This window comes from Prevotella sp. 885 (assembly GCF_002265625.1).
In the GTDB taxonomy this organism is placed as follows: domain Bacteria; phylum Bacteroidota; class Bacteroidia; order Bacteroidales; family Bacteroidaceae; genus Prevotella.
In genome coordinates this window covers 1-21908 of the sequence record NZ_NOVE01000020.1, presented here as the reverse complement: position 1 = coordinate 21908, position 21908 = coordinate 1, and the positions used below count along the sequence as shown (strand labels likewise).

General features: G+C 45.8%; 16 protein-coding genes. 9 read left to right on the top strand and 7 right to left on the bottom strand.

The window, feature by feature from the left end; genetic code table 11:
- Positions 1-20: 20 nt before the first annotated feature.
- Positions 21-734, bottom strand: a complete 714-nt coding sequence (locus CHL74_RS07785) for a gliding motility-associated C-terminal domain-containing protein (RefSeq protein WP_094880628.1) — start codon at positions 732-734, stop codon at positions 21-23.
- Positions 735-845: 111 nt separating this feature from the next.
- On the opposite strand from CHL74_RS07785, the gene CHL74_RS07780 reads away from it, so the two are divergent.
- The 6 genes from CHL74_RS07780 to CHL74_RS07755 all read left to right on the top strand — a co-directional run bounded on the left by CHL74_RS07780 (position 846) and on the right by CHL74_RS07755 (position 8835).
- The gene (locus tag CHL74_RS07780; protein ID WP_094880601.1) at positions 846-2225 is read left to right on the top strand and encodes an amino acid ABC transporter substrate-binding protein; all 1380 of its coding nucleotides are present in this window, start codon (positions 846-848) and stop codon (positions 2223-2225) included.
- A gap of 74 nt (positions 2226-2299) precedes the next feature.
- Positions 2300-3007, top strand: a complete 708-nt coding sequence (locus CHL74_RS07775; protein ID WP_254923247.1) for a porin family protein — start codon at positions 2300-2302, stop codon at positions 3005-3007.
- Between the two features lie 683 nt (positions 3008-3690).
- Entirely contained in the window at positions 3691-4110 is a 420-nt protein-coding gene (locus CHL74_RS07770; RefSeq protein WP_094880599.1) for a nucleoside 2-deoxyribosyltransferase, read from the top strand.
- Positions 4111-4139: 29 nt separating this feature from the next.
- Positions 4140-5843, top strand: coding sequence for a DUF262 domain-containing protein (locus tag CHL74_RS07765; RefSeq protein ID WP_094880598.1), 1704 nt, complete (start codon positions 4140-4142; stop codon positions 5841-5843).
- On the top strand, positions 5836-8034 hold the full coding sequence (locus tag CHL74_RS07760; protein WP_176452200.1) for a DUF262 domain-containing protein: 2199 nt from the start codon (positions 5836-5838) through the stop codon (positions 8032-8034). Before CHL74_RS07765 ends, CHL74_RS07760 begins: the two co-directional genes overlap by 8 nt.
- Before the next feature lie 12 nt (positions 8035-8046).
- Positions 8047-8835, top strand: a complete 789-nt coding sequence (locus tag CHL74_RS07755) for a DUF6994 family protein (RefSeq protein ID WP_094880596.1) — start codon at positions 8047-8049, stop codon at positions 8833-8835.
- 84 nt (positions 8836-8919) lie between these two features.
- Here the strand turns inward: CHL74_RS07755 and CHL74_RS07750 are convergent, their stop codons facing one another.
- Positions 8920-10446: a peptide MFS transporter gene (locus CHL74_RS07750; protein WP_094880595.1), complete on the bottom strand. Its 1527-nt coding sequence runs from the start codon at positions 10444-10446 to the stop codon at positions 8920-8922.
- A 557-nt stretch (positions 10447-11003) separates the two neighbouring features.
- Between CHL74_RS07750 and CHL74_RS07745 the strand changes: the two genes are divergently transcribed.
- Positions 11004-12143, top strand: coding sequence for an acyltransferase family protein (locus CHL74_RS07745; RefSeq protein WP_094880594.1), 1140 nt, complete (start codon positions 11004-11006; stop codon positions 12141-12143).
- A 79-nt stretch (positions 12144-12222) separates the two neighbouring features.
- Here the strand turns inward: CHL74_RS07745 and CHL74_RS07740 are convergent, their stop codons facing one another.
- From CHL74_RS07740 to CHL74_RS07730, 3 genes are all read right to left on the bottom strand, one after another.
- Entirely contained in the window at positions 12223-13236 is a 1014-nt protein-coding gene (locus tag CHL74_RS07740) for a GGGtGRT protein (RefSeq protein ID WP_007896973.1), read from the bottom strand.
- 17 nt (positions 13237-13253) lie between these two features.
- Positions 13254-13955: an iron-sulfur cluster assembly scaffold protein gene (locus CHL74_RS07735; protein ID WP_094880593.1), complete on the bottom strand. Its 702-nt coding sequence runs from the start codon at positions 13953-13955 to the stop codon at positions 13254-13256.
- A 186-nt stretch (positions 13956-14141) separates the two neighbouring features.
- On the bottom strand, positions 14142-15179 hold the full coding sequence (locus CHL74_RS07730; RefSeq protein ID WP_094880592.1) for a LacI family DNA-binding transcriptional regulator: 1038 nt from the start codon (positions 15177-15179) through the stop codon (positions 14142-14144).
- Positions 15180-15442: 263 nt separating this feature from the next.
- On the opposite strand from CHL74_RS07730, the gene CHL74_RS07725 reads away from it, so the two are divergent.
- Both CHL74_RS07725 and CHL74_RS07720 read left to right on the top strand, forming a co-directional pair.
- Complete coding sequence (locus tag CHL74_RS07725) at positions 15443-16810, top strand: MFS transporter (protein WP_094880591.1); 1368 nt, start codon at positions 15443-15445, stop codon at positions 16808-16810.
- A 57-nt stretch (positions 16811-16867) separates the two neighbouring features.
- Positions 16868-17905, top strand: a complete 1038-nt coding sequence (locus CHL74_RS07720; RefSeq protein ID WP_094880590.1) for a zinc-dependent alcohol dehydrogenase — start codon at positions 16868-16870, stop codon at positions 17903-17905.
- A 169-nt stretch (positions 17906-18074) separates the two neighbouring features.
- Here CHL74_RS07720 and CHL74_RS07715 read toward each other — a convergent pair whose 3' ends face one another.
- Both CHL74_RS07715 and CHL74_RS07710 read right to left on the bottom strand, forming a co-directional pair.
- Positions 18075-18842 (bottom strand): hypothetical protein, encoded by a 768-nt coding sequence (locus CHL74_RS07715; RefSeq protein ID WP_094880589.1) that lies wholly within the window; start codon positions 18840-18842, stop codon positions 18075-18077.
- 489 nt (positions 18843-19331) lie between these two features.
- Positions 19332-20897, bottom strand: coding sequence for an ATP-binding protein (locus CHL74_RS07710; RefSeq protein WP_094880588.1), 1566 nt, complete (start codon positions 20895-20897; stop codon positions 19332-19334).
- Positions 20898-21908 lie beyond the last annotated feature (1011 nt).

Here is a 21908-nt window from a genome sequence, read left to right as displayed (position 1 = left end):
TGATGTAGTGTGTCAGGGGCTTATTCGCCGCCCGTCGTTCCTGAAGTTTCCGTATAACCTCTAAGCAGGTTTACGTCTTTCTTGATGTTATATTTTCTTCCGTCAGCGCCCTTTGCCTTTACGAGCACAAAGTAGACGCCCTGCTTTACGTCCTTTCCGTTATACTTGCCGTCCCATCCTCCGTCAGGGTCGGTCCATTCGTAGAGCTTCTGTCCCCAACGGTTGAAGATGTAGGCATGAAACTCCACCAGACTCTGATGTCCGCTCTTGGCCTTATATATGTCGTTGATGCCGTCGCCGTTCGGCGAGAAAGCGTTGGGCATGTCCAGCTTGCTCTCTGAAATAGATACGGTAATGGGCGTGTTCTCCGACCAGTATTCCTCCGTGTAAGCCACCGTGTCGCCGGCGTTGGTGAACGTGGCGTACAGCACTATGCGGTGAGCACCAGCCTCCGTGAACGTATATTCCGTGTCCTCCTCATATCTGACAAGGTAGGGCGAGTCGTTTCCCTCCTTCGTGAATCTCCATTCGTAGTGCGCGCTCCATGCCCCCACGTTCTCCGCGTTGGCAGCGAAGCGTACGGTGAGCGGAGCCGAACCTTGATAGCTCGTGCCCGTCTCTTCTCCTTCGGAGGTTATGAAAGTGGCTTGTGGGTCGATGGTGGGGATGTCGTCAGCCTTTACTTGCATGAACGAGCAGGTAAGGGCGACAAGAAGTATTATGATGTGTTTCATATTCATGCCTGTTTGGTTATTATGCAAAGTTAATGAAAAATTTCTCAGAACAATATATTTTATGTACTTTTGCACAAAAATCAAGGTATACAAACTAAAATTCAGAACAATATGAGACGTCATCTCCGAATGCTATTATGCATGTGTGCCCTCGCGGTCGCCATGGTGTCAGGCGGTCAGAATGTGAAGTGGCAGGACCTTTACAAGGTGAAGAAGAAAGACACGATATACGGCATTGCCAAGAAATTCAATATCACCATAGAAGAACTTCAGAACGCCAATCCCGGCATGAAGAAGTCTGACTATGTGCTTAAGAAGGGCGACCAGCTCCTCATCCCGTTCCCCACGATGAGCAAGGTGAACACTCCGGCGCAGACTCCTGAGACATCTCGTCCTGCTACGCCGTCTGCGCCCGCTGCCGGCAAGAAGAAGGAAATGGGCGTGGTGCGCGTGGGCGTGATGCTCCCCCTTCACAATGTTGACGGCGACGGACAGCGCATGGTGGAGTATTATCGCGGCGTGCTGATGGCATGTGACAGCCTTAAGGCACAGGGCATCAAGACCAACGTGCAGGCATGGAACGTGCCCATTGACGCCAATGTGGCTACTACGCTTGCCGATCCTGCTGCAGCCAAGTGCGACATCATCTTCGGTCCGCTCTATACGCCGCAGGTGAAGCCCATAGCCGACTTCTGCCGCAAGAACGACATAAAGCTGGTCATCCCATTCTCCATCAATGGTGGCGAGGTGGCTAAGAACGACCACATCTTCCAGGTCTATCAGTCGCCGGAGCAGCTTACGGCTGTAGCCGTGAACGCATTCATGGAGCGTTTCTCTGACTCGCACGTGGTGGTCGTTGACTGTAACGACGCCACCAGCAACAAGGGCACCTTCACCACCAGCCTCCGCAAGCGTCTTCAGGAGAAGGGCATAACATGCAGCATCACCAACCTGAAGTCGTCAGACCCGATGTTCGCCAAGGCTTTCAACACTACTAAGCGTAACGTAGTGGTGCTCAATACGGCACGTTCGCCGGAGCTTAACTCGGTGTTTGCCAAGCTTGACATCCTGAAGAAGTCGAGCCCCGCTATGCGCATCTCACTCTTTGGCTATACGGAATGGCTGATGTACACGAAGCCTTACACGGAATATTATCACAAGTACGACACGTACATCCCCACGTCGTTCTACTATAATCCCGTAGCACAGCGCACCAAGAACTTCGAACGCACTTATCGCCAGTGGTTTAAGTCGGACATGCGTGAGGCTCTTCCCCGCTTTGCCATCACAGGTTATGACCAGGCACAGTTCTTCCTGCGCGGCATCAGCACGTACGGATCAGCCTTCAAGGGCACGAAGCAGCAGACCACGTACGCCCCCATGCAGACCCCGCTGAAGTTTATGCGTGTGTCTGACGGAGGCATGCAGAACGTATCGTTCATGCTCGTGCATTACCGCAACAACCGCAGCATAGAGTCGATAAGCTATTGATTCATAACAAACCATTAAGAATGAAAAGTCTTAAACACAGAATATGCGGTCTTGCCGCTGCCGTAGTCTTGCTCATGACGTCTCACGTCAGCGCAGACGCACAGATTGGCGACCACCGCAACGACCTCTCCGTCGGTGTGAATGCCGGCTATATAATAAGTAATGTGGGCTTTACGCCGAAGGTGACGCAGCAGGGACATGGCGGCATCACCATGGGACTGTCCATGCGCTATACGTGCGAGAAGTATTTCAGCACCATCTGCTCCATTGCGGCGGAGGTGAATTATGCCCGAATAGGATGGAAGGAGAACATCCTCACTTCCGACGACCAGCCCGTCATCAACGCCAAGACAGGACTGGCGGAGGCTTACCAGCGCGACCTCAACTACATACAGGTGCCCATCTTCGCGCACCTCGCCTGGGGAAAGGAGCACAAGGGCATGCAGTTCTTCTTCAAGGCAGGTCCGCAGTTCGGCTATCTGCTTGGAGAGAAGACCGTCTCAAACTTCAACTTTGCCGACCGCAACCTCGCTGACCGCTCCAATCTGACTTGCGCCCAGGACACGATGTCCGTAGAGAACAAGTTCGATTACGGCATTGCAGCCGGCTTAGGAATGGAGCTGGCGCTTCCGCGAGTAGGCCATTTCCTCCTCGAAGGCCGCTATTATTACGGTCTTGGCAACATCTACGGCGACTCAAAGCGCGACTATTTCGCCCGCTCCAATCACTCAAACATCGTAATAAAGCTTACGTATCTCTTCGATATCGTGAAGACAAAGTAAGCTCTTCGGTGGTTCTGTAGTATACAATATTTGCATTTCTAATGCTCAATACTATGAGCCCAGCGCACAACAAAATCTTTGGTGCGAAATTCTTGAGTTTTGAGCGTTTGGAGACAACGTGTTCACACACAGCGTGTTATACGGTTTCCTGGAGAAGTGTTATGAAATCAGACTCGCAAACGAGCCGTTTTTTTCTGCTATAGAGCCACTTTTACACTCCAAAACCGCCACTCTTGTCATACAACAAAGCCTCTTTTACACTATGAAAGTTCCACTATCAGAGTGTAAAAGAGGCTTTGTTGTTAAACGTGGGTACTGTTTTCGCAGCAAAACACCGTAAAAACAGCAAACTAAAACTCTAAAATCAATTTTTATTTTGTAACAGCTTTTTACTCTTTGTACGATATTTGCATGGCGGACATGAGGACATGTTTTTTAGACAAGAAGACATGAAGACATGTTAAAGAATGACAAGATTTTTTTCTAATGACCGATTTGGGTTGAACGAGCAAAGCGCACAATATCCACTCTAACCAGCAATTAACATAGCAGTCAATACAAACTTAGGAGGCTATGGCGTCCTCGCCGTAGCCATGCACCCACGAACAGCAGCTAATTATCCGTTTTCCACTTTGTCATTTCGGATTATATCTGTATTTTTGCAAGTAAATTACTCAGAAACCATGAACAAGAAAATTTATTTTGCTGGCTCTATCCGTGGTGGTAGGGTAGATGCTGCGCTATATCAGAGAATCATACAGTATATCAAAAAGACAGATGTTGTGCTTACCGAACATATCGGTAAATCTAATCTTAGTATAAAGGTTAGGACAAGAGAATTCGATACGCAAATTTATGAGCAAGATACCGAATGGCTCAGAAGTTGTGACATCCTTATAGCAGAATGCACATGTCCTTCTCTCGGTGTCGGTTATGAACTGGGATATGCCGAAGCGCATAATATCCCAGTATATATCTTCTTTAACAAGAACATAGCAAACATCTCAGCCATGCTGAACGGCAACTCCTATTTCACAGTTATTCCCTACGAAACCGAAGAATGCATCTATCAATGGTTGGACAGAATTCTGGGTGGAGAGTAATACTCTGGTGAACGAATAATAACATAGCAATGAAGAATAATACATATACATTGTCTGAGTATGTACATCTTTTAAAACAAGGCGGATCGTTCATTATCCCTTCATATCAGAGAGGCTATGTCTGGGGACAGGAGAAACCGAGGCTGAAGAAAAATTCAGTGCTTAACATCCTGGACACATTGATTGACGGTTTTGTGAATGATAAAGATGTATTCTTGCAAGGCATAACAGTCTGCGAAAAGGGTGCTGACATAATTCTTGTGGACGGTCAGCAGAGAACCACTTTCTTTTATCTTTTTCTGAAATATCTTGAATATAATGAGTATTTGAGAATTGTTTATGCTGTAAGAAAAGAATCAGACAACTTTCTTAAAAACCTTGATATAGAAGATGTTCTGAATTTACAGTTAGACGAGGATGAACAATATCAAGACATCTATTTCTTCAAGAAAACGATATTGACCATCCATGGCAAGCTGAATAAATATGATAAGGTCGCATTCTTGGATTATGCTTTGAGGCATGTCAAATTCTTGTATATTCCTATCCCAGAAGAAAAGGCAACCGTCATATTCAGCATGATGAACGGAAATAAGGCACAAATGAAGAATCAGGAATTGGTAAAGTCTGAGCTATTAAGAAGTGCATCGCTTTATGATGAGAAGGGACTTATTACTGAAGGTGAGAATACTGCTATAAGAAGCCGTCTTGCAAGAGAATGGGACTCTTGGTTATATTGGTGGAATGACAAAGAACGACAGGCATACTTTCATATCGAATCACAGCTTGGCTGGTTGCTTTCTTTGATGAACAGATCCGAGAAGCTTACATTTGATGACTTTAAGAAAAAGAATTTGGATAAAGCGACCGTTAGGTCTGCAAAGGCGGTATTCAAAAAGATGCGCCTTCTTCAGAAATCCATTGAAGATGCATACAATGACCCTATAACCTATAATTATATAGGCGCAATCCTAAATTACAGGAATGATGCAGAACGAAGGTTCACGTTCCTTAGATGGTACTTTGACATGGTAATGGTTCAGGGTAAGGATATTGCAAAAGAACAGTTGGAGAAATATTTTGACTGGGCACTTCTTGATATCAATCATGCAGATATAACGTCCGACAAAACAGATGTCCTTCAAACAGCTATGAATGATTTTCTTGCAGGATTAGAGGATGACCTCCTTTATCTGAACAAGAAGCATTATGAAATCGGCTCTCGATGGTTGCTCCGACGAAATATCCAAGAAGACTGTCTGCAGGAATCGGGGAAGGGAAGAAAGTTTGATTTTGAAATATGGCGCAAGCGTTCGTTGGAACACATATATCCTAAATCAAAGGTAAAGCATGAAAATGAAGGTGTATATCTCAACTATGCAGATGAGAAAATAGAAGATAGCTCCATCCTTTCCTATACGCTTGACAGAAAAGACATTGAATATACAGACCCAGAAACAAGAGAACAGTTCTTTGCAACAGAACACTCTATCGGCAATCTGGTATTGTTGTATCGTGATGATAACTCTACGTTTAATGCCGATGACTTTGAAAGTAAAAAGCGCAAGTTCTTTGAGAATGTAGGTGTCTCAATGTTCAAGAGTAGGCATCTTATACATACTATCAGCATCTTTGCTTCTTCTAAATGGGAAGGTGAGGATATTGCCAAGAACAAGAAGAATGAGATAAGCAAGTTTAATGAACAGTTTAATAAATACCTCAACAATGAGTAGAAACATACGCTTAGAAGGTGGCGAGAATTATTCTCTCTCCACGCTTTTTTCCGGAGATAATGACAAAATCGTTATTCCTGATCTCCAGCGAGATTATTGTTGGGGAAATGAAGATGTCAATCTTGTCGGTCCATTCATAGATAGTCTTATGGAACTGGACAAATCACAGAATCTCACCATGGGACTTATCTATGGATATTATGACGAATTATGTCCAAACCATCTCCAGCTATGTGACGGGCAGCAGCGTCTTACGACATTGTTTCTAACTATAGGTGTGCTCAACCGTCTGACACAAGGTAGGTATGAGACATTGCTGATGTCACAGTATGAACAGCAGGAGGATGACTACGAACCTTATCTTCTATACTCCATTAGAGAAAGTTCGCTGTATTTTATCAGCGATTTGGTTTCGCATTATTTCCTTCATATAGACGAAAAGGACAAAGGACTGAAATCTATTAGCGATATAGTTTCTTGTCCTTGGTATCTTAATTCGTACAGAACAGACCCGACTGTTATGAGCATTGTATCTGCTATTATGACAATCGAGGAGAAATTTCGAGACACGTCTTTGGAGATTCTTCTTGAACTGGGTGATTTTATTTCTGGCATAGAAGAAGGCCTACCACATATTGATTTTTTGTATTACGACATGAAGAACCGTCATAACGGCGAAGAAACCTTTGTCGTAATCAATACTACAGGTGAGCCTTTGACTGCCAACCAGAATCTCAAGCCAGTTATAATCGAACAATATCGTGACACTGTTGATTGCATAGAAGATAAATGGGAAGAAATGGAAACATGGTTTTGGCAGCATCGTGACAAAGCTGAAAAAACTCATACGTCAGACGAAGGTATGTCAGAATTCCTGCGTTGTGTGAGGTTGTACTATGCTGATTCAGTAGATGATTATGTCAATAGCATTGAGAATAAAGACAAATTTCCTTATAAGACCATTTCGTTCAAACAGATTTATGAACTGTTTAATGCATACAGACGCATTTATGAACTGAATTATACAGAAAGGAACGACTCGAATCTGAACTATAACAACAAGAACAATCAAGGAAGATATACTACCGAACAGTTATATAGTATTCTCCCTACATTAAGGTATGTAATGCGCTTTGCCACAGTGACAGACAACGATATTAAGCGTTTCTACCACGTTTTCTTTTCCGTGTCAAAATATCAGAATGTTAATAACGGCAAAACAAAGGATGGAAAGACTGACGTTCCCGTCATGCGTGCCATGAAAGTGGTGGACGACATGACAGATAAGGATGTGCTATGTTTGAGAGCTTCTTCCAAGCTAAATGAACAGGAGAAGTCTAAACTATCGTTTATATGGAACAATCTTGAGAATAGAGAATTTGCAGAAATGAGCATTATAAGCGCCGAAAATATAGTCTTGTTTGACAGGCGTATAAAGACTGTACTTGGCTGGTGTGACAATAGCATAGAAAGGCTTAATTTCTACACAAAAAGAATTAAAACTCTTTGGTGGGGGAATTGTTGCAATAACATTGATCCGCTCAGACGTGCCTTGCTAACATGTCAATGGGACCTTTATCCAATCCCCGTTGAGAACAAGTCTCACAAGACATTGGGATGGGAATGGTCTCAATGGTTTACGTTCTTTACAAAGAATGATATGCTTGTGAAGGAGTTTCTCGAAAGCGATTTGTCTATAGATGATAGAATCAAACAGTTTGATGATACAAACAATCCTTACTATTCTATCGTCAAGGAAGAAAAGTACTTAGAGGATTCTTTGTGGAAGAACCTTTATGACTATGGAAATATTATCATCCTTATGGAGAAAGAGCGTGCCCAAGCTGACTATTGCATTTTCATGAATGGAATTCCTTATCCTAAGCACGAACTTGGTGGAGGATGGAAGACACCGTGGCGATGGGGAAATCTGCTTTTTTGTAATCATACCCATTATGATCTTACTATAGACTATCTATTTGATGAGGCTAATGGATATCGGGTGTTGATTTGGAGTGGCAAGAACAAATCCCTCATTCCTTTCAAGCGTCTTTCAGAGGTACAGTCTTATGGCTTTGAGAAATGTGATAAAGGGACTGAAGGATGGATTTCACAATGTATAAGTGATGTCCATGAAGCTAAGGCTCTTGCAATAAAGGTGGCAAAGTGGGTTGATAGTGTTGACAATTAATAATTATAGCGTATGAATCCCATTGATATACTTAACAAATTCATTATTCAAGAATTAGATGGAGATGTATTTCTATTGCTTGATTATGATCTGAAGCGATTGAAGAACAATGCCGTTTTAGGATGTCCGAATCGAAGATTTGATCCTGATGATACTAATCTTATGCGTGCTGTCTATTGTATCGTCTTTTGCGATGTGTGGACTAATTTGTCTTTGGAAAACTCTGGAGATGGAAAACTGCGTGGTGATACAATTAATTCAAGCGCAACTTTCTTCTCTTATCCTTGGAACGATAAGTTCACACCAAAATGGGAACCATCAATAGAATTAACTGAGAAAATAAAGAACTTCCAGCATACGTTCCATACAATTGGAAATATGATGGTATTGCCGGATAAACGTATTGATGGGTGGAGCATTAACAAACATCGTGGATGTCATGATGAATGGCACGATTATGAGGATAGGTTTCTATCTGCATTGTATAAGGTGTTGACCAACAAGTCGGATTTTGATGAAGATTTGATGGAACTAGTACAACAAAATGATGAAGACTTTGCTCCTTTTTATGGGGAAGAAGGATGGCGCAACTTCATTAATGGTAATATACTTAATGACTATGTTGATGCTGATTTCCTTCCAGTTGTCAAATCCAAAGGCTATACATGGTGGCGAGGAGGCTATGTCAACAAGCAACGCTACTTTGCAGAAGCCAATAGGTATATAGACGATTCAACTCGTGTAATTCACTATAGAGGAAAGCGAATGATTGAAATTCTGAAAGAAAGACTTTACTATTAATGACCTATAAAAAAAAGTGCGCCGAGACCGTTGTTTGGTCTTGGCGCACTTTTTTCAGTTTATTGATTTTATCAATAGAATGGTTTAGCTAACCTTGTTGAGCTTCTTGATGATAGAGAAGATGAAGAGGGCTGATACGAGGCAGATGCCAGCGAGAACACCCCAAATGGTCACGAGGTTGAAGTTCTGACCCCACATGATGCCGGGAACCATTACCAGCTGGTTGCCGATGGCTGTTGCACCGAACCAGAGACCCATCATCAAACCTGCATACTTCGGAGGAGCCACCTTAGATACGAACGAGATGCCGATCGGAGAGAGCAGAAGCTCAGCGAATGTAAGGATGAGGTATGTAGAGATAAGGAGGTTTGCACTTACGCGCGGACCCTCTGTAGCTGCAACGCCCTGTGTCAACGGAAGCTCAAGACCCATAGATCCTACAGCCATCCACACAAAACCAAGAGCTGCAACGAGCATTCCAAGACCGATCTTCTCAGGAGATGTCGGCTCCTTGCCCTTCTTGTTAAGCCATGAGAACAATGCTACGCTGACCGGAGTCAGAGCCACTACATAGCAGGGGTTGAACTGCTGGAAGATTGGAGCCTTGATGTCAACGGCACCGTCAAGGTTGTTATACTTATAGAAAAGGAATGCGATGGCTGCAACGATGACGCCCAAAGCAATGCCCTTGCCTTTGCCAGTCTTGCTCTGTGCAAGGCTGAAGCTACCGTATACAACGAAGATGCAAGCAACGAGGTTGGTAACGTCGAATGCCATTGACTGCAGACCCTCAGATGTCTTCTGTGTGTAGTCGCGTGCAAACAATGTCAGAGTGTTACCGTTCTGATGGAATGCCATCCAGAAGAAGATAACCACTGCGAATACAAGGCACAGACAGATGATGCGCTCCTTAGTCTCTGCTGGAGAAAGCTCGTCAATTTCAGCTTTGTTGTCGTCTGCGTCCTTCTTCTTTGTTTCTCTTGCAAGGACATGCTTATAGGTGAAACCGAAGGCGTAGTATATGGCGATGCTTAGGATAAGCGAAGCGCAAGCTACTGCGAATGCGAAGTGATAAGAGTCTTCTACTGATACGTGTAAGCTGGCCTGAGCCCAGTCCATAATCTTAATGGCAGCAGTCGGAGCGAACATTGCACCGATGTTGATAGCCATGTAGAAGAGTGAGAAACCTGAATCGCGGTTGCTGGCAAACTGAGGCTCGTCATAGAGTCGACCAACCATAACCTGCAGATTACCCTTGAATAGACCTGTTCCTAAGGCAATAAGGATAAGAGACAGTCCCATAGCGGCAATGGCAACGGTGTCTTTGCCAAGAGGAAGCGAGAGGACAAGGTAGCCGATGAACATGATGAAGATACCGGTGGTAACCATCTTGCCGAAGCCAAACTTGTCAGCTGCGATACCGCCGATGATGGGGAGGAAATACACCATCATCAAGAAGGTAGAGTAAATTGTACTTGCAGTTCCTGTCTCGAAGCCGAAGTTTGCTTGCAGGTAGAGAAGGAAAACAGCCAACATCGTGTAGTAACCGAAGCGTTCGCCGGTGTTGGCAAGGGCTAACGCCCATAGACCTTTAGGTTGATTTTCGAACATAATAAATTATAGTTTTGAAGTGATTATTGTTTATTCATTCATGATTTTGTTGGTGGTATTATTAGGGTGTTATGTGTTTGTTATAGTATTTTCTAATTTCAGTAATACAAAATTAATAACAATAATTCTAAACACCAAAAAAGAGGATGAATAAAAGTATATAGATATATAAAAAACAATTATGGCACAGCTCTCAACGAGTTGTGCCATAACCGTATGTTTAACTTAAAAAACTTTTCGTAATTAATGAAGATTCTCACGAGCCCTCATAGTTACCTGTTAAACAATCGTTCAATTTACCTTAAACCTAATAACTAAAAACCTAAATCTATTACTACTAACCTAAACAATCTATTAACCTTTTGACGATGCAAAGGTACAAAGATTTTTTGTGCTCGCAAACAAACAGCGTTTTTTTTAGCGTCTTTTAGCTGTTTTATTGATTTACAACAAGGTTTTGTGTCCGAGCACAACACTTGTTAACACATGATGGCAAGCGTTTAACAAACCCCACAGCTTCCTTTGTATTCCGCCTTAAAAGCCTTACCTTTGCATCTATGAAAAAACAAGATACTAAAACAACAGATTCAAAGCCACATTACGCACTTCTCGACGGTCTGCGAGGCGTGGCGGCACTCCTCGTAGTATGGTATCACGTATTCGAGGGATTCCAGTTTGCAGGCAACAAGCCCGTTATCGACTTTATCAATCACGGCTATCTTGCCGTCGACTTCTTCTTCATCCTTTCCGGATTTGTCGTAGGCTATGCTTATGACAGCAGATGGGGAAAGACGCTTACGTTGGGAGGATTCTTCCGCCGCCGTCTTATCCGCCTCCAGCCAATGGTCATTATGGGTGCTGTGATTGGCGCTGCGTCGTTTCTGATCAGCGGCATGGAGCGATGGGACGGCACGCACGCCACGCTTTGGCTCACCTTTCTCGCCTTCGTCTGTGGATGCCTTATGCTCCCTGCCCTACCCGGAATGCCACGTGAGGTGCGTGGCAACGGCGAGATGTTTCCGCTGAACGGACCGTGCTGGTCACTCTTCTTCGAGTACGTGGGCAACATCGTGTACGCGCTCTTCATACGGCATCTGTCAACACGTCTGCTCGCCGTACTTTCGTTTGCGCTCTGCTGCGCCCTTGCATGGTTTGCCGTAACTGACCAGTCGGGCTACGGATCTATCGGAGTGGGATGGACGGTTGACCGTACCAACATACTCGGAGGAATGCTCCGTATGCTTTGTCCGTTCACCATGGGCATTCTCATGTCGCGCTTGTTCAAGCCCTTACGACAAGCCCGCGGAGCCTTCTGGACGAGCGCAGCCTTATTGCTCATCATCTTCCACATACCTTATATATATAGTGACGGAGCGCTGAGCCTTAACGGAGTGTTCGAGGCAGCTTGCATCATAGCTGTATTCCCTCTTGTGGTATGGTACGCTGCATCCGGCAAAACCACCGACATAGCCTCAACGCGCATATGCCGTTTCCTCGGCGACATTTCGTATCCGCTATACATAGTCCACTATCCTCTGATGTACGCATTCTATATGTGGCTCATCAAGACACGCCAATACACGCTGTACGAGACTTGGCCCGCGGCATTGGCCGCAGTGACCGCCAGCATCATCCTGGCATGGCTGTGCCTCAAGCTGTACGATATGCCAGTGAGAAAATGGTTGAGAAACCTATAAATAACAAAAAACGCCTCCCATAACCCTTGCGGACTATGAGAGGCGTCATATTATGTAAATCTTCTAAGAAAGAAGAAGATTACTTCTTGTTGAGAGCGAGGTCGATAGCCACGGCGATAGCTACAGAAGCACCTACCATCGGGTTGTTACCCATACCGAGGAAGCCCATCATCTCTACGTGAGCAGGAACTGAAGAAGAACCTGCGAACTGAGCGTCAGAGTGCATACGGCCGAGAGTATCGGTCATACCGTAAGAAGCAGGACCTGCAGCCATGTTGTCCGGGTGGAGTGTACGGCCTGTACCGCCACCAGAAGCTACTGAGAAGTAAGGCTTGCCGGCGAGGATACGCTCCTTCTTGTATGTACCAGCTACCGGGTGCTGGAAGCGTGTCGGGTTGGTAGAGTTACCAGTGATTGATACGTCTACGTCCTCGCTCCAGTTGATTGCTACACCCTCGCGAACGTCGTTGGCACCGTAGCAGTTAACCTTAGCACGGGGACCGTCTGAGTAAGCGATGCGGTCAACAACCTTCAACTCACCTGTATAGTAGTCGAACTCTGTCTTTACGTATGTGAAACCGTTGATACGGCTGATGATCTGAGCAGCGTCCTTGCCAAGACCGTTGAGGATAACGCGGAGCGGGTTCTTACGAACCTTGTTAGCCATCTCAGCAATCTTGATAGCACCCTCAGCAGCTGCGAACGACTCGTGACCTGCCAAGAAAGCGAAGCACTGTGTCTCTTCGCGGAGCAGACGGGCAGCGAGGTTACCGTGGCCGAGACCTACCTTACGGTCGTCAGCTACAGAACCGGGGATGCAGAATGCCTGCAGACCTACACCGATAGCCTCAGCAGCGTCAGCAGCTGTCTTAACGCCACGCTTGATAGCGATGGCAGCACCTGCAACGTATGCCCACTTTGCGTTCTCGAAGCAGATACGCTGTGTGTCCTCACACATCTGATAAGGATCAACACCAGCTGCTTCGCAAATCTCGTTAGCCTCTTCAAGGCTCTTGATTCCCTCAGCGTTAAGAGCGGCAAGAACCTGAGCCTCGCGGCGCTCCTGACTTTCGTAACTTACTTTTCTAATCATAGTTGTGTATCTCCTTATTATTCTTTACGTGGATCAATTGCTTTAACAACACCCTGCTCGGCAGTTGTACGACCGTAAGAGCCAGTGAACTTCTTCACAGCCTCGTTGGCGTCCATACCGTTCTTGATGGCTTCCATCATCTTGCCGAGGTGAACATACTCATAACCGCAAACCTGGTTGTCCTTGTCGAGGAACTGCTTTGTGATGTAGCCCTCTGTGAGCTCCAAGTAACGTGTACCCTTAGCTACTGTGCCGTAGAGAGTACCTGTCTGCGAACGGAGACCCTTACCGAGGTCCTCAAGACCTGCACCGATTACGAGGCCGCCCTCAGAGAATGCGCTCTGTGTACGTCCGTAAACGATCTGGAGGAAGAGCTCGCGCATAGCAGTATTGATGGCGTCGCAAACGAGGTCAGTGTTAAGAGCCTCGAGGATGGTCTTGCCGGGAAGGATCTCAGAAGCCATAGCTGCAGAGTGAGTCATACCGGTGCAACCGATAGTCTCAACGAGAGCCTCCTGGATGACGCCGTCCTTTACGTTCAGAGAGAGCTTGCAAGCACCCTGCTGAGGAGCACACCAACCCACACCGTGAGTATAACCAGAAATATCCTTAATCTCCTTGGCGTAGATCCATTTTCCTTCTTCAGGAATTGGAGCCGGTCCGTGGTTAGGACCCTTTGCGACAACGCACATGTTGTCTACTTCTTTTGAATAAATCATAATCGGTATAATAAAATAAATTATTAATGTAAAAGTCTTACCCATACGCGAGCGACGCTATATCCTATCGTATATCGTATATATAATAAGGTATAGGCGCCATGCTCATTTACGTTTACAAAATTACAAAAAAAGACTTAGACAATACCTATTTCAAGGTACTTTTTTGTTTGTATTTCAGTATTTTCACTTTATTGTTGCAGAATCTTTAGTAACAGCCGTGGATTCCCTTTCCTTTATATCTCCTCTCAGCACCACGTCCTCCGCCTTCTTGCCGCTGTCAGCGATATGCTCCATAAGGAGCCTGCAGGCCTCTTCTGCCATTTGCTCCACAGGCTGTTCCACGGCAGTGATGGTGGGATGTACGAGCGTGCAGAGCGCCGTGCCCGACATACAGCATACGCGGACGTCCTCCGGTATGCGCAGCCCGCGTTTCTGTATGAGGTTCTTGGCACCGATAAGCGACGTTTCGGTGAATCCAAACACTGTATCAAATTTTATTCCCTTATCCATAAAGTCGCTCATCACCTGACAACCCTCCTCCGCGCTCAACGCCGAAGCCAGCACAAGGTCCGGATTGAAGCTGATGTGGAATTTCTCCAGGGCGTCACGATAGCCACGCAGACGCTCATAGCCGTTGCGGATGTGCGACGGTCCAGGGATGTGCACGATATTACGGCTTCCGCTGCGGATGAGCTGTTCCACCATGAAGAACGACATTATGTAATCGTCATGTCTCACCTGCGAAGCATCCACGTCTTCCACAGTACGGTCGAACAACACCACAGGGATGCCGCGCGACACGATGCGTCGGAAGATGTCTGCATTGTGTTCTTTGTTGCAAACGCTGATGAGCAGACCGTCAACCATGCAATGCTCCATCATCTCCATGTTCTCACGCTCCTGCACGTAGTTCTCGTCAGACGTGGCTATCAGCACGTTATAGCCTTGCTTGCGCAGAAGGGCCTGGGCATGGCTGATGAATGTCATATAGAACGTCGTGACGATTTCGGGGATTATTATTCCGATGTTATGCGAACTTTGCTTGCGCAGGCTCACAGCCATTTCGTTGCGATGATACCCCATGCGACGGGCGGTCTCAGTGATGAGCTGCATGGTCTCCGCCTTTACATTGGAGGAGTCGCCGGACAGAGCACGTGAGACTGTCGACTTAGAGATACCGAGTTCGTTGGCAATATCCTTTATGGTGATGTATTTAGACATATTGTGGTTGGGCTTTAGTTATTACAACAGTGCAAATTTAGCAAAAACTTTTCTATCCTCAATAAAATCTCAGCCCTAAACTTCAAGCCTCCCTCTCTCCTTTCCTGAAAAACGTAATCCTTCCCCTGCCTTTGGGAACGGTTGCGCAAAATGGGAACGGTTGCGGGAACGGTTGCGCAAAATGTCTGATATTTTCTTGTAGAAAGTCTTGTCTGAAAGCATTAACTTTGCGGCAGAAAATAACAAAAACCTATAATAAAAATATGAGTACTACTTCAAACAAAGACCGCGTTCCCTTCATCAGCAAGATTGCATATGGAATGGGTGACGTAGGATGCAATTTCAGCTGGATGTTCGTCAGCAACTTCCTCATGATTTTCTACACCGACGTGTTCGGCATCGGCATGAGTGCCGTAGCCACTCTTATGCTCGTATCGCGAGTCTGGGACGCCGTCAACGACCCCATCATCGGCACTCTCACCGACAAGACCCACACCCGCTGGGGACGCTTCCGTCCATGGCTGCTCTTCGGCGCTCCCATAACAGCCATCATACTCATGCTCACGTTCTGGGCACACCCCCACTGGAGCCAGACCGCCAAGATAGTATACATGTCAGTGACATACTGCATTCTGGTGCTCGGATATACCTGCGTCAACCTGCCTTACGGCACACTCTGCGGAGCGATGACACAGAACATCGACGAGCGTGCCAAGCTCAACACCAGCCGCTCGGTGAGCGCAATGATAGCCATCGGCGTCCTTAACATCATCACCGTGCCGCTCGTGACATTCCTCGGCAAGGGCAACGCACAGTTCGGCTATCTGGCCGTGGCCATCATATACGGCATTATCTTCGCCGCCTGCCACCTGTTCTGCTTCAGCAAGACCAAGGAGGTGGTGGAGGTGCCGGTCGGACAGAAGCTTCCCATATCCGTGCAGCTCAAGTCGGTGCTCAAGAACCGTCCTTACCAGCTTGCCATCCTCGGACAGTTTCTCTTCGGATTCATCCTCTACGGCCGCAATGCCGACATCCTCTACTATTTCACGTACGTCGAGGGTTCGGCTACGCTCTTCAGCTATTACTCCATGGCCATCATCCTGCCGTCAATAGCCGGAGCCGCCTGCTTCCCCTGGATGTTCCGCAAGACAGGCAATAAAGGATATGCCGCCGCTGTCTTCTCCTTGCTCTGCGGAGTGTTTATGGGCCTGCTCTATTTCTTCAGCCCCAACACCACCCCCGTGGAATTCTATGTCTGCTCTGCCATAGCATGGTTCTTCTTCTCGGGCTTCAACACAGCCATCTATGCTGTCATCCCCGACTGCGTGGAGTACGGCGAATGGAAGACCGGCATACGCAACGACGGATTCCAGTATGCCTTCGTGTCGCTCGCCAACAAGACGGGCATGGCTCTCGGCACGGCGATGTTCGCCTTGGCTCTCGACTCTGCCGGATACGTGGCTGGTGCCGAACAGAACGCTGACGTCATTGCCATCATGCGCCACACCTTCTCCACCATCCCCGGTGTACTGTGGGTAGCAACGGCTTTCTGTCTCTGCTTCTACAAGCTCCACCGTCATGTCTACAACAAGATTGTGGAGGATCTGAAGACCATCAAGAGAAAGATATAAACAATGTATTAACACACAAAAGACAACATATAACAATCCTTTTTAAACAATACAATTATGAGACAAGCAATATTAGTAGCCCCAAAGCACATCGAGTTTAAGGAAGTTCCGGCTCCCAAGGCTGAAGACCTCAACGAACACCAGATTCTCGTCAACATCAAGCGCATCGGCATCTGCGGTAGCGAGATCCACTCTTACCACGGCCTCCACCCCGCCACGTTCTATCCCGTCGTTCAGGGACACGAATATTCCGCCGTTGTCGTGGCATGCGGCAGCAAGGTGACGGTCTGCAAGCCGGGCGACAACATCACAGCTCGTCCTCAGCTGGTCTGCGGCGAGTGTAACCCCTGCAAGCGCGGACAATACAACGTGTGCGAGCATCTGCGTGTTCAGGCTTTCCAGGCTGACGGATGTGCACAAGACTTCTTCGTCATCGACGACGACCGTGTGGTGAAGCTGCCCGAGGGAATGAGTCTCGACTTTGGTGCAATGGTTGAGCCGGCAGCCGTTGGCGCACATGCCAGCAACCGCACCGACGTAAAGGGCAAGAACGTCGTAGTGAGCGGTGCCGGCACCATCGGCAACCTCGTTGCACAGTTCTGCAAGGCCCGCGGAGCAAAGCGCGTCCTCATCACCGACGTGAGCGACCTCCGACTTGCCAAGGCTCGTGAGTGTGGCATCGCCGACACGCTCAACATCACCAAGCGTCCGCTGAAGGAAGCTGCCAAGGAACTCTTCGGCGACGAGGGCTATCAGGTGGGCTTCGAGGTGGCTGGCGTAGAGTCGTCCATCCGTTCGCTGATGGAGACCATCGAGAAGGGCAGCGACATCGTCGTAGTGGCTGTCTTCGCCAAGGACCCGGCTCTGAGCATGTTCCATCTCGGCGAACACGAGTTGCGTCTCATCGGTTCGATGATGTACCGTCACGAGGACTATCAGACAGCCATCGACTACGTATCGCGCGGCATCGTCAATCTGAAGCCGCTCGTCAGCAACCGCTTCGCCTTCGAGGAGTATGACGATGCCTACAAGTACATCGACACACACCGCGAAACTTCCATGAAGGTGATCATCGATCTGGAGAAGAAGCCATAAAAGCCCAAATAGAATACATAAAACAGTTAATTAGGTTAAAAAGAAAGCAACATAAAACTACAAAGCACAATCAAATTGTCTCCGTAGCTTTTATGTTGCTTTTGCTATTGTAATCATATCAGGAAGTCATTCCTTCGGCACGATAATTCTTGGCAACCATGAATGATAATCAATGATTTAAGCCGAGTTCTGTCATCAGTGACAGATAGAAGCCTCTCACGAATTCTTTGGTATCCACATATGCAGTAAACTCGTCATTGTACGGGTAATTCTTAGAAATCCAAAATCTTCCCATCTCTGGATGGAAGCCCACAGTCTGACGTGCATAATGGAGATTATATCCAGTTAACTGAATAGTGCACACCTCACCCTTCGCATCAATGATGTCTTTCAGCCATTGCTTAATGCCTGGCAAAGACTTGAAAGAAAGAGGCATGCCAAGGACCAGATTATTGATACGGAATGTGATCTGTACACAATCGTCTTTCCGTTCTAACTGATATTCAATATTGTCCTTTCTTGAAAGTGGCGCAGGAGTCCTTTTAGCCAACGGACGCAAACGACCAATCAGACTATCAACATTCTCGTCGATTATCACCTCGCCTATGGTGCCGCTATGGTCTTCGAATGGGGGTTCATAGTACAGCGTATAACATCTTGGCATTTGCTTCCATATAGCCTTAGCGAAACATAACCCCTCGTAGTGCCATGAAATCCAGTCAAAGGAAGGCTCTGTCGTAGTTTCAGCAAAGTCGGTTGCATCCTCGTACCGCCTTACCCATTCATCTATTCCTGACACAACGATACTGAAACGAGGGCCCAGCCAAGGACTATCGTTACCAATCTCGTCGCCATAAGCACTGGCGCAGCAACTGTCACCATCTACAAACAAGACATCAATATCTGGCGATATGCGAATATAAGGCTTTTTATTCATAACTATACACCCTAATTAATTATTTACAGAAGTTTAGCAAGTGAAGATACAACAATTACTTCAGATTGGCAAAGCTTTTCCGCAAAAGTTTACAACAACCGTACAACAAAATGTACTCTCGTTTTATTTATCCCACAGCTACGCTCCTTCGGAGCTTGCAGTGGGTTTCTGACGGATACGTGTCCCCTAGGGACACGGCGCTGATTGGTGGTACAAAGTTACGTATTACATGTGCTGATAGATAATCTGCTATAGGAGGCTGCGTGGCTACGGCGAGACGCCATAGCCTCCTATGTAGCTTTTACAGCTATAAATTGCAGCTTAGCGGTTAGGAGAGGCTGTGCATGAAAATTTTGGCGACACCTCACGCTCTAGCAGACACTATCTTCTGTATTTGCTATATGTATTATATCATTAGTGTCCCGTTAAAATCGGGACACTAATGTCTGAAAATCTTGTCAATGAATCAGAAAATCAAAAACAAGAAATTTACATTTCTCTCACAATCCAATCACCAATGGTCCGCTGACTACTATCATAGTTGACACCCACTTTCACAAGTCGCTTGCCTTCGGCTGAATACGGAATGAGATAACCCTTATCAGTAATCTGGTTTATGGCTTCCTCTGCTGAGCCATCATATTTCAGCTCAAACACATATATAGTTGTAGGCAGATGCAATACTGCATCAGCACGTCCTATAGCACTATCCTCCTCCACCTTAACAAATGCTCCCATAAGATTGAATATTAGATAGAAGACCGTCTGAAAGTCGCGCTCGTTCTTATTAGACAAGCGGTTGGATATACTCGACAGATATGCCTTTAAACGTATCATAGCTTCATTGATATTGTCTTCATACAGCATTTCAACAAATTCTGCCACAAGTCCATTATTGTCAATAGATACTGGAGAGAGATAATTGGGCGCCAGACTTCTCAGCATTCCAATCTTCACCTCCATATTAGGATATCCCAACTTATAGCTTTTGGTTATGGGACTGTACTTCTTGATAGTAAGATAGCCACTTTGATAGAGAATAGGCAGAGCAGAGGTCATTTGTTCTGGCGACACATCAAAGTCGTCAACGCTGACAGCATGCGCTTCAATATCCGTAACATTCACATGATATTTTTGCAGACTCTTGATGAGGTAACTGGGAGTGCCAGAGCCAAACCAATACGACTCAATTTTTTGTCCGCTCAATGCACGTATCAGACTAAACGGATTGAACACATCCTCAGAGTGTTCGCTGAAATGATAACCATCATAATATAAGCGCAACTCCTCAAGACATTGCTCATAAGTAATACCGAGAGCTTTGCCAAGAGCCTCAACATCCGGCTTCATCATAGTGGTCAATTCAGTAAGACTGATGCCACAGATGGCAGAATACTGGTCGAACCTGCTGATGTTCTCCAAGTTGTTCAATTCGCTGAATATGCTCAGTTGAGAGAACTTAGTTATGCCGGTGATGAACGTGAACTCCAAATATGGGTCGAGTTTCTTTAGAGGACTATAAAAGTTCTGCATTACAAAACGAAGACTACGCAAGTTTTCCTCCTCATGTACAACGTCAAGCAATGGAGCATCATACTCGTCGATGATGACCACCACCTTACGCCCCGTCATCTTAAAGGCACGCTTCACAATACCATCCAAGCGGTCGTTTGGATATCTTTCACGCTCATCCCTGCCATACAATTCCTCATACTCTGACAATTGCAAGCCAAGATAGTCCTCCAAACGCTCCGCATTGAGATGTTTTGCACCACTCATATCAATATGAAGCACAGGATATTTCACCCAATCCTTCTCATAATCGGCTATCGCAAGTCCATCAAACAGTTCCTTGCGTCCTTCAAAATACGCCTGAAGAGTTGATGCAAACAACGACTTGCCGAATCGCCTTGGACGACTCAGAAAGACATAGCTCATCTTCTTCCTTCGGAAGTCTGCTATATATCCAGTCTTGTCTACATAGAGATATCCCCCTTCTCTGATTTTCGAGAAGGTCTGTATTCCTACGGGATAACAATTAACGATTTCTTCCATTTATGCACTTTATTTATAAAGTCCTGTTGACTGTTGATTCTCTTGTTAATACTAATAGTGCAAAATTAGCAAAAACTTTCCGTTCTGACCTAATCTTGAACTTAATATATAAGCATCCCCACTACAATAGTTGCTTTTGCTATGTAATCATATCATGAAGCTATTCCCTCAGCACGATAAATCTTGGCAACCATATATGCACTAAACTCATCATTGTATGGGTAATCCTTAGATATCCAAAATCTTCCCATCTCTGGATGGAAGCCCACTGTCTGATTGCACAGCAGAAAAGGGTAATTGTAGGAGGCTATGACGTCTCGCCGTAGCCTCCTATGTTTGCCTTGTCTGCTATAATTCAAACTCATAATTCATAATTCGGACCATATGTCGCCCGATATCCTTGTGTTTTTATATGTTTTTCCGATTATGGGCGCGTGCTGTGCACAAATAAAAGGCTTTACGTTAGGTTGTCGAGAACATGTTTCTCGTATGACCTAATGTAAAGCCTTTTATTTAAATCCGATAGGATTTGCGCCAATAAGCGGTATGTGGATAAAGGTTTTTGTCAAAGCCCTGCCTAACCGGATTTCGCAGATAAATTCCTGTTTGGCGGTTAGTTTGCCTGACAATATTTGCATTTCTAACGCTCAATACTATGAGTTGAACGCACAACAAAATCTTTGGTGCGAAATTCTTGAGTTTTGAGCGTTTTGAGATAATATACTCATACACAGCATGTTATGTGGTTTTCTAACGAAACACTATGAAATCCAGCTCTCAAATGAGCCACTTTTTGCTGCAATAGCGCCACTTTTACACTCTAATAGTGCCACTTTTATCATACAATAGCGCCACTTTTACACTCTAATAGTGCCACTATTGGACTGTAAAAGTGGCACTATCGTTAAGCATTGGTGCTGTTTGCTCAGCAGAACACCATAAAAACGGCTTTTTGATTCTCTAGAATTGATTTTTATTTTGTAACAGTTTTTTACCGCTTGTACGATATTT